This is a genomic window from Vibrio sp. 03_296 (assembly GCF_002265885.1).
In genome coordinates this window covers 1-748 of record NZ_NPKW01000740.1, presented here as the reverse complement: position 1 = coordinate 748, position 748 = coordinate 1, and the positions used below count along the sequence as shown (strand labels likewise).

General features: G+C 44.5%; 3 protein-coding genes. 1 reads left to right on the top strand and 2 read right to left on the bottom strand.

The features are described 5' to 3' along the window. Positions 1–230, top strand: a 230-nt coding sequence (locus CIK04_RS27550; RefSeq protein ID WP_142995028.1) for a hypothetical protein, incomplete at its 5' end; no start/stop codon positions are given. A 24-nt stretch (positions 231–254) separates the two neighbouring features. On the opposite strand, the gene CIK04_RS34430 is transcribed toward CIK04_RS27550, so the two are convergent. Together CIK04_RS34430 and CIK04_RS34425 are read right to left on the bottom strand one after the other, a co-directional pair. After that, positions 255–464 carry a hypothetical protein gene (locus CIK04_RS34430; protein WP_325205909.1) on the bottom strand — a complete coding sequence of 70 codons (210 nt, stop codon included), beginning with the start codon at positions 462–464 and terminating at the stop codon, positions 255–257. A gap of 26 nt (positions 465–490) precedes the next feature. After that, the coding region (locus tag CIK04_RS34425; protein WP_325205908.1) for an EAL domain-containing protein at positions 491–748 on the bottom strand (258 nt) is incomplete at its 5' end.

Here is a 748-nt window from a genome sequence, read left to right as displayed (position 1 = left end):
TGGCAGACGAAATCAATGAGCGCTTAGGGCGCCCACTTCAATATCAAAATCGAGCACGTATTGAGTATCTCATTACGCTCAATGGGCCAGAACCCAAGGAATACCAATCGAGCGCGATCGACTACCAACATTATGTCGATAAACAGCTCAAACCGGTTGCCGATGCCATCTTCTACTTTATTGGTAAAGACTTCTCTCAACTGTCGGATTCACAATTGGGCCTCTTTTGATCTGTTTTCCAGCACAAAGAAAAGCTAGATTTTCTCTATCTCCACTATCGGCTTGATATGATTGGCGTTGATGCAGTATTGGATAAATGAGTTGTGTTGCAGTGAACGGCTGTAATACCAGCCCTGTATCGAGATGTGCTCTTTGGCAGGAATATGGTTCAATTGCTGTTGCGACTCAACGCCTTCAATAACCACTTCTAACCCCAGTTGCTCGGCCACAGAAAGAAGGCTCATGAACACTTTTTTTTCCTTTTTCGTTATCAAGTGCCAAAATCAAATTGGAGCGGATCGACTTTAATCGCGTCGACTTCAAATCGATTGAGGTAAGACAACGAGGAGAAACCCGTACCAAAGTCATCAATATACACCGCCACACCTAATTGATGCAGCAGATTAAAAGAACGCGCCAGTACCTGCTCATCCACCAGCAACGTCTCTTCGGTGATTTCAATGTGTACTTGCGACGCGACAGGAGCCAAAATGTATTCCAGCTTATCCATATACTCTTTGTCAGCAAG

Bases quoted from the DNA above. Each gene is read 5' to 3' on its own strand.
- CIK04_RS34430 (WP_325205909.1), bottom strand. From the start codon at position 464: ATGAGCCTTCTTTCTGTGGCCGAGCAACTGGGGTTAGAAGTGGTTATT.